This is a genomic window from Streptomyces sp. NPDC059909, assembly GCF_042730885.1.
Lineage (GTDB): Bacteria > Actinomycetota > Actinomycetes > Streptomycetales > Streptomycetaceae > Streptomyces.
This window is the reverse complement of sequence record NZ_JBHWKX010000148.1, coordinates 1-7,673: the sequence shown is the minus strand read 5'-3', so window position 1 is coordinate 7,673 and position 7,673 is coordinate 1. Positions and strand designations below refer to the sequence as shown.

Here is a 7,673-nt window from a genome sequence, read left to right as displayed (position 1 = left end):
GCCCAGGAGTGGAGTGCGACCCTCCCCCAGCCTTCGGCCGGGAGGTGCCCCCAGGGCTTGCGGAGCCGTACCCTCTGCCGGATTCCCTTGAGTTCCTCCAGGGAGATCCCGGCCGAGGTGCGTTCAGCCTCGGTCACGATCGTCTTGGCGATGATGTGGTTCTGGTTGGCTGCATGGCGCGTCTCGCGCCGGTTGCGCTTCTTCAACAGCCGCTTGGCGGACTTGGTGCCCTTGGCCTGGAGCTTGCGGCGAAGGCCCGCTTGCCGCTTGCGGTGCCGGTTCAGGCCGCGCCCGGCCGCCTTGTAGCCGGTGGACGTGGTGGCGATGTTGACGATACCGAGGTCCACGCCGATGAACTGCTCGGGCTCGTACGGCTCGGCCTCGGGCACCTCGCAGACGGCGATCAGGTAGAACACGCCGTCGCGTTCGATCAGGTCGGACTCGCCCTGCCGGTGCTCCCGAAGCGTCTTGAGCGCGTCCGGCGAGCAGGCGAAGCGGACGTTCTTGATCCGCCCGGCGGTCGTCCAGATGGACACCGTCCGCGCATCGTACTGCCAGGACAAACACCTATCGTCGTACGGCTGCGCCGCCTCGGGACGGAAGGTGACCGGCTTCGCCTCGGCCCTGGTGCGTCGCTTGGAACCCGGCTTGCCGAGGTTCCCGGCCCGGATGTTGGCCTTCAGCGTCGAATAGGCGTCGCGGACCTTCTTAATGGTGTGCTGAGCGGCCTGCGACCCCAGTCCCCTCGCCCTGAGTTCGGCGTAGGTGTGCTTGCGCAGCTCGTACTCACGCGGAACACCAAGCCTGAACGCCACCGCGGACACCCAGTTCGCCGCCTCGTTGACCGCGTGCAAGGTGCGCTCAAGTGCCGGTGCCTGCACGGCATCCGGCATCAGCTTCACCTGCACAACGATCTTCACGAGGGTAAGCACGATACTGCTCTATGTCACCGCGATGGGAGCCAAATACCGATATCCGCAGGGGCCGCAGCGTCGTCTACGCCCTGCACGCACACTTGGTCTTCACGCCTTAAGTACCGGCGCTGCCGGTAACCGACGAGACCCTTCGACCCTGCGAAGAGGCCATGCACGACGTGTGCCAGGACTTCGGTGCACAGCTGCGTGAGTTCAACGGCGAGCGTGATCACGTCGACCTGCTCGTGCACCATCCGCCCAAAGTCGCACTCTCCCGGCTGGTCGGCTCGCTCAAGGGCGCCTCCGCCCAGCGTCTGCGCCAGGAGTTCCCCGACCACATCCGCAAGTACCGGTGGGGCAAGCACTTCTGGTCGCCCTCCTACTTCACCGCGTCCTACGGCCGAGCACCCCCGAATATCATCAAGGAGTACATCGAGAACCCAAAACGCCCCGCCTGAGCGGGTAAAGACCACAGTGCAGACCCGTGCTCACGCGCGGGTCACAGCAATCCAGAGAAGCGATTCCTCCCGGCTCTAAAGAGCCGGGGTTCCTCGCTAGATCATGCTGAACGGTTCTCTCAAGGTCATGACTGCTTGGCACCGCAACCGTGGGCAGGAGTAGCCGATGTCAAGCCTGTGCAGGGGTTACGCGTGTTCCCCTGCCCGGTGCCGCTTTGCGTACGACCAGGTCACCGCGGTCATCAGGGCCGGGATGGCAAACAGGGGGGCGAAAGCGAAGCCCCAGACGGTCTGTGCCGTACCGCTCGACATGTACGTCTGGCTCTCAACGGTGAAAGCCACCACGAGTTGCCACAATGCCGCCAGGACCAGGACGCCCGAGGCGGTCCAGGCCAGCGCGGCGAGTGCCCGGGGGCGCAGCGGCCGCCACCGGTCAATGACGAGCAACAGCGGAAACAGAGCGGCCAGTTCGGCAAGGACAGAGAGGCCGACAACGTATGCGATTCCCCAGCCCGGGATGTCGAATACGTCGCGCAGCACCTGGTCGCCGTAGCCCACATAGACACCGGATGCCATGGCGATGCGCCACAGGCCGGACGGAACTGCGCACAGAGCGATGGCGTGGGCGGCGCGGCGAGCCCAGACAGGGGCGGGTGCGGAGGCGGGGAGAGGAGCGGTCGCTGTCGTCATGACATACATGCTGGCCCTGGACATGGCGGCCACGCTTCGTCCGCTACGGCGGAGCGTATCCGCCTTGCGGAGGAGGGCGCACCCGCTGAGGGAGGACCTGCGGAGGGCTCAATTGCCGGAAAGCTGGGTCGCCAAACCGTCCGGCGATCAGGACATCGAGACCAACCCGGTTCCCGGTTGTCACAGCACTAGCTGGCCCCCGCGCGGCCCGCCGCCCCGGGAGCGGCGGGCCGGCGCCTCGAAAGGCGCAGTCGCGAGGTAAGCGGAACCTACACTTCCGCCAGCCAAAACGGAAGACCCCTTCCCACTTGACCCTCAACGTGCACAGACGCACTCTGATACGCCACGCGCCGCAAGGGAGCACAGTATGAGCCGAGCCACCGACACACACCGCATCGTCGAGTACTGGACGGACAAGGACACCCACGTGATCTTTCCCGTCGAACGAAGCGAAGAAGTTGACCGCATGAGCGATCGGCAGCTGATCTCGAAGTACGGGGACCCCGAAGACGGGACAGTCACGCGCATCGTCCAGTAGGTCACTCCGCCGCCGGCCACAACTACTCGTCTGTAGCGTCCGGCATCGGCGCGATGCCCGTCGGGCAGGACGCTCCCCCAGTTGGTCTCGAACGGGGTACTTGGCTTGACGCCCGTCCCGGCGAGCCTGTGCTGCCATGTGACCCGTGGGATCAGGCGCGCAGACCCGTGAGCCCGTCATACGCTGCCGTGACGATCTCTAGTCCCCGATTGTCGTCCGCCGGTTCGCGCATCTGATGTGTCACGTACGCCACTGCCATACGGGCATCAGGATCGATCATGACCAGTGAGCCACCCCAACCGCCCCACCCGTAGGTGTTGCCGAAGAGTCCGTAGCCCAGACCCCAGCGCATCGGCATGCCCAGGACGCGGTCATCGCCGTGGAACTGCTCCTCCCGGGCACGGTCACAACCCGCCTGCGACAGCAGCCGCGCCCCCCGCACCGATCCTCCGCAGGCCATCACGGACTGGACGAGGGCGACCGAGCGGGCGTTGCCGAGCCCGTTCGCCGCAGGGATTTGCGCACGGCGCCAGGCCACGCTGTTCCCGTCGTGGACCCGTATCGGGGTCCCGGCGGCGGGAGTCGCGCCGCTGGCGGGGGCACTCGCGGCGTAGCCGTCGTCCCGGGACTGTGGCGGGATTGTGAGCGCCACCCGGTGGTCATGCTCGGCGGGCAGGCCGATGTGGAAGTCCGCGCCCAGGGGGTCGGCAACCTCGTCGGCGAAGAACGCGCCCAGACTTCGGCCGGTGATGCGGCGTACGACCTCGCCCACGAGGAATCCCTGGGTGAGCGAGTGGTATCCGGCCTCGTTGCCCGGCTCCCATTGCGGAGCCTGCGCGGCCAGGCGTGCCGTGGCGGACGTCCAGTCGTACAGCTCCGCCACCGGCCCGTCCCAGTCGGGCAGGCCAGCCGTGTGCGCGAGCAGGTGGCGTACCAGCACCTTCTCTTTGCCCGTCGCGGCGAACTCCGGCCAGTACCGGGCGACCGGCGCGGCCAGGTCGAGTTCGCCACGGTCGGCGAGAACCAGCGCGCACAGCGCGGTCATCGTCTTGGTGACGGACCAGACGTTGACGATCGTGTCGCGCTGCCACGGCATCGTACGGTCGGCGTCGGTGAATCCGCCCCAGACGTCCACCACCGGCCGGCCGTCCACGAAGACGGCCACCGAGCCACCGGCGTCTCCCTCGTCCAGCAATGCCGCCAGCGCGCTGGGCACGGCAGTGAACAGTTCATCGTATGAGCCCTGAATGTCTGCCATACGGAGAATCCAGCCATCTTGGGGTGACGCGAGGCAACTGAATTCCCGAGCGTTCGCACGGACGCACGAGAGCCCGAGGGCCCGAGGGCCGCGCCGCCTCTTGAGAGTTCCGTCACCGAACCACTTGAATGTTGCCGTGACCATGGCACCGATGGACGACACTGAAACTATCGCCGGACGGACCGCACTCAACGAGATCATTGCGCAGCTGCGCGTGCAGAGGCCAGTGTTCCACTCCGAAGCCGACCTTCAACACAACTTCGCTCGGGTGCTGTGGGAGTTGGCGCCGGACGTGCACTCCAGGCTCGAAGTGCCGCAGCGGCTGTCGGACAAGACCGAGTATCTGGACCTCCTGTGCTTCGGGCCCTCGACCCGCACCGCGATCGAGTTCAAGTACTTCACTCGGAGCTGGACGGGCACGGTCGGCACTCCAGCCGAGGACTACGCCTTGAAGGCGCATGGCGCCACTGACCTCGCACGTCTGCACTTCGTTCGGGACATAGCCAGGCTGGAGCGCTTCTGCCGCCGATCCGACCAGAACGGTCTTGCCCTCATGCTGACCAACGAGGCCTCCCTGTGGACTGCGCCAGGCCTCGGCCGCCGACGTACTCGGGATCACGACTTCAGGATTCACCACGGAGGGGAGCTCGCCGGGACGCTGCTCTGGGCCGAGGGGGCTTACGAGCCGAACACATGCAATCTGCGAGGCACGTACTCCCTCGATTGGGAGCAGTACTCCGAGCAGGACGGAGGAGGCGGGGAGTTCCGCTACCTGGCGGTGTTCGTCACTCCATCGGCTACCGGAGTCGGCGACGCCACCGCACACGCGTAGTCCCGTTCATGGATCACTCCGCGAAGCGGAGCGAGTAGTCACGGACATGCTCCGCAGCCCGTCACGCTCCGTATCACGGTCATGTAGGAAGGCTCCAAGGAAACTGGAACAAGGCCTCGACAACCATCTGGTCCTGCTCATTGGTCAGATTCCTGTGGCCGTAGGTACGTGTGACACCTGGCAGCGCCAGCTCTGTCACAAGGCTCGAACATACGAAGCTGCTTTGGCGTCCCAGCTTGAGGAGCAGCCATTCCCGGAAGCCGAGCAGCGCGCCGCGTGCGCCCGCATCGTAATTGTTCAGGTACGTGACGTAGTTGCTACAGGAGCCGCTTGGGCCGCACATGCCGGGTCGTGTTCGGATCAGGTCCAGATGCTCCCTGAAGCTGAACTCGCCGACACGGCGACTCCGACCACGGACACCGGTGTGCGGTCAGTCATCCGTGGGAGTCGGCGCAGGGGCGATACCGGTCGGGGTCACGGGTCTACGCCTTCGATCGGTGAGCCGCTGCTGGGCGGTCGTCCGTCTTGGCGATGCCGGTGGAGCAGGAGGAGTCTCAGTTGCTCACAAAGGTCTCAGCTCGGAGCCCATGCCGCCGACGATGAGTGCACCGGCGTGGGGGAGGCAACACGGCGGTGCGCTCCTCGCGGCGGCCGGTGACCGCAGGAGCGGTTGGACGGGCACGGAATCGCTTGGAACCCTCGCGCGTTGGAGCAGGTGCGTATGGGATGACGGTGGTGTGTGCACCGAGCAGCCCGAGTGACCGAGCTGACACATATTGGAGGGCTGCAATGGCGGCGCAGACGCAAAGGGCCGTGCTGGCGGGCGGATGCTTCTGGGGGATGCAGGACCTGATCCGCCGGCTTCCGGGCGTGACGGCGACCCGGGTCGGATACACCGGGGGTGACGTGCCGAACGCGACGTACCGTAACCATGGCACGCACGCGGAGGCCATTGAGATCCTTTTCGACCCCGAGATGACCGACTTCCGCGCGATCCTGGAGCTCTTCTTCCAGATCCACGACCCGAGCACCAAGAACCGTCAGGGCAACGACATCGGCCTCAGCTACCGCTCGGCGATCTACTACGTGGATGACGAGCAGAAGCGGACCGCCGAGGACACGATCGCGGATGTGGACGCCTCCGGACTGTGGCCGGGCAAGGTCGTCACCGAGGTCGAACCGGTCGGCCCCTTCTGGGAGGCCGAGCCCGAGCATCAGGACTACCTGGAGCGTTACCCGGACGGCTACACCTGCCATTTCCCGCGCCCGGGATGGCGGCTGCCCGCCCGCGCGGAAGGCTGACCGCCCGCGTGAGGCCGACCGCGGGCGCAGGCTGACTGGCGGAGGCTCCGCGGCTGAGCCGTGCTTGCGCCCCGCGGGGCTGGCGGTGCCCCGCCGTGGACGAAGGGGGTGCCGGGCGGCGGGACACAGTTGGGGAGGAGCAAAACAGAGGCCCAGCGATCCCGATCTAGACATCTTTAATGGTGCGGGTTACGTCGGGCCGTGACGGCTGCCGTGGTCCGCGCCATGCCGGGAGGATGCGGTATCCCGATGGCGGTGGATTGACGGCTGAGGAACGGGCTCGGCGTGAGCAAGTCCGGCTCGAGACAGATCGGCCATTCAGGGGCATTACGGCCACTTCCGGGCCATGGAGGGTCTGGGTCGACCGCCATCAGTCGCTGCGGTTGCGGTTGCGGTACGGCCGTGACGACCCGTGGGGCTCCGTCTCCGTCAACTCGGGCTTGAACGTGTTCAAATTCTGTGCCAGGCTGCGGAACACGTCCTTGATCTCCCCGGTCGCGCACGCGCCCTGTAGAAACCGCTGGAGGTGGAGCGTGTTGCGTTCCTGCCGGACCGCGCTGGTCCTCCTTGCCATGGCTCTCGCACTCACGGCCTGCAGCTGGTTCTGGCACCGGCCGCCGCCCGAGGGCGAATCCGTCGTGCTGAAGCCGGCCGAACTCACGACCACATGGACCGACGCCAACGGCGGCACCCTGACGCTGAAGCCAGATGGAACTTTCACCGCCAACAACGTATGCGGCGACTGGATGGGCGCCTCGGACTGGAACTGGACAGGACCCCGGTCAGGATCGGGCACCTGGGAAGACGACTCCGACAAGACAGGGACCGCCGTCCGGCGGTCGTTCAACACCAAAGGCCCCAAGGGGGATGACGTGGGAGACGTCCTCAGCGCTCTGCGGCATGGAAATACTCTGATGCTCTGGACCCGCGTGGGCGACGAAGACAACGACGATCCCCACTGCATTCTGACTAGAGATCTTTAGAGGTCATCTCATTTGGTTGCCTCGGCAGGCCGTGGGTCGTGGTGGGGATCGTTGAGCGGCTGGTACCGGACGAGTTGTGAGAGTTGTTCCAGCGGGTGGTGCCGGAGGCGCCTTCGCGGCCTCAGGGCGGTGGCCGCCGCCGGCATGGCGACCGTGAGGTGCTGGCCGCGATCGTGTTCGTAACCACCTCGGGATGCACATGGCAGCAGTTGTGCGCTGTGTCGTTCGGTCCGTCGGGGGCGACGGCTCATCGCCGTTTTGCGGAGTGGACGAAGGCCAGGGTGTGGGCGAAGCTCCACCGCCTGGTCCTCGACGAGCTCGGCTCCCGCGGCGAGTTGGACTGGTCACGCTGCGCGATCGACTCGGTGAACATGCGGGCCCTGAAAAGGGGGACCTGACAGGCCCGAATCCTGTCGACCGGGGCAAGTACGGATCGAAGATCCATTTGATCACCGAGCGGACGGGTCTGCCGCTCTCCGTCGGAATCTCGGGGGCGAACCTGCGCGACAGTCAGGCACTGATACCCCTGGTGAAAGGCGTACCGCCGATCCGCTCCCGCCGCGGGCGGCGGCGGCGCAGGCCGGACAAGCTCCACGCAGACAACCTGCGTTCCGCGTAATTCAGCGTCCTAGAGTCACTAATCTGGGGTCTGACCTGCGCGGACATGGGTGAGGGCGCCTGAGAGGCGTTTCTCTAGG

The 7,673-nt window shown here is 66.3% G+C and carries 7 protein-coding genes and 2 pseudogenes; 6 read left to right on the top strand and 3 right to left on the bottom strand.

Features of this window, described 5'->3' with window-relative positions; translation table 11 throughout:
• Positions 1-932: RNA-guided endonuclease TnpB family protein (locus ACFV9O_RS38925; protein WP_385427422.1), on the bottom strand; the 932-nt coding region annotated here is incomplete at its 3' end.
• 11 nt (positions 933-943) lie between these two features.
• On the opposite strand from ACFV9O_RS38925, the pseudogene tnpA reads away from it, so the two are divergent.
• Positions 944-1,372, top strand: a pseudogene (gene tnpA / locus ACFV9O_RS38920) (IS200/IS605 family transposase).
• Between the two features lie 186 nt (positions 1,373-1,558).
• On the opposite strand, the gene ACFV9O_RS38915 reads toward tnpA, so the two are convergent.
• Complete coding sequence (locus ACFV9O_RS38915; protein WP_385427425.1) at positions 1,559-2,071, bottom strand: hypothetical protein; 513 nt, start codon at positions 2,069-2,071, stop codon at positions 1,559-1,561.
• Between the two features lie 358 nt (positions 2,072-2,429).
• Here ACFV9O_RS38915 and ACFV9O_RS38910 point away from each other — a divergent pair, with 358 nt between their 5' ends.
• Positions 2,430-2,600 carry a hypothetical protein gene (locus ACFV9O_RS38910; protein ID WP_385427420.1) on the top strand — a complete coding sequence of 57 codons (171 nt, stop codon included), beginning with the start codon at positions 2,430-2,432 and terminating at the stop codon, positions 2,598-2,600.
• Positions 2,601-2,751: 151 nt separating this feature from the next.
• Here ACFV9O_RS38910 and ACFV9O_RS38905 read toward each other — a convergent pair whose 3' ends face one another.
• Complete coding sequence (locus ACFV9O_RS38905; RefSeq protein WP_385427417.1) at positions 2,752-3,858, bottom strand: serine hydrolase domain-containing protein; 1,107 nt, start codon at positions 3,856-3,858, stop codon at positions 2,752-2,754.
• Positions 3,859-4,009: 151 nt separating this feature from the next.
• On the opposite strand from ACFV9O_RS38905, the gene ACFV9O_RS38900 reads away from it, so the two are divergent.
• From ACFV9O_RS38900 to ACFV9O_RS38885, 4 genes and pseudogenes are all read left to right on the top strand, one after another.
• Positions 4,010-4,690 (top strand): hypothetical protein, encoded by a 681-nt coding sequence (locus ACFV9O_RS38900; protein ID WP_385427414.1) that lies wholly within the window; start codon positions 4,010-4,012, stop codon positions 4,688-4,690.
• Positions 4,691-5,479: 789 nt separating this feature from the next.
• Positions 5,480-5,992, top strand: coding sequence for a peptide-methionine (S)-S-oxide reductase MsrA (gene msrA, locus ACFV9O_RS38895; protein ID WP_385427412.1), 513 nt, complete (start codon positions 5,480-5,482; stop codon positions 5,990-5,992).
• A gap of 572 nt (positions 5,993-6,564) precedes the next feature.
• Positions 6,565-6,975 (top strand): hypothetical protein, encoded by a 411-nt coding sequence (locus ACFV9O_RS38890; RefSeq protein WP_385427409.1) that lies wholly within the window; start codon positions 6,565-6,567, stop codon positions 6,973-6,975.
• An 83-nt stretch (positions 6,976-7,058) separates the two neighbouring features.
• A pseudogene (locus ACFV9O_RS38885) lies at positions 7,059-7,576 on the top strand (IS5 family transposase); the annotation flags it as partial.
• Positions 7,577-7,673 lie beyond the last annotated feature (97 nt).

Coding starts and splice junctions, on each gene's coding strand:
- ACFV9O_RS38890 (WP_385427409.1), top strand. CDS start 6,565: ATGGCTCTCGCACTCACGGCCTGCAGCTGGTTCTGGCACCGGCCGCCG.
- ACFV9O_RS38900 (WP_385427414.1), top strand. CDS start 4,010: ATGGACGACACTGAAACTATCGCCGGACGGACCGCACTCAACGAGATC.
- msrA (WP_385427412.1), top strand. CDS start 5,480: ATGGCGGCGCAGACGCAAAGGGCCGTGCTGGCGGGCGGATGCTTCTGG.
- ACFV9O_RS38915 (WP_385427425.1), bottom strand. CDS start 2,071: ATGTATGTCATGACGACAGCGACCGCTCCTCTCCCCGCCTCCGCACCC.
- ACFV9O_RS38910 (WP_385427420.1), top strand. CDS start 2,430: ATGAGCCGAGCCACCGACACACACCGCATCGTCGAGTACTGGACGGAC.
- ACFV9O_RS38905 (WP_385427417.1), bottom strand. CDS start 3,858: ATGGCAGACATTCAGGGCTCATACGATGAACTGTTCACTGCCGTGCCC.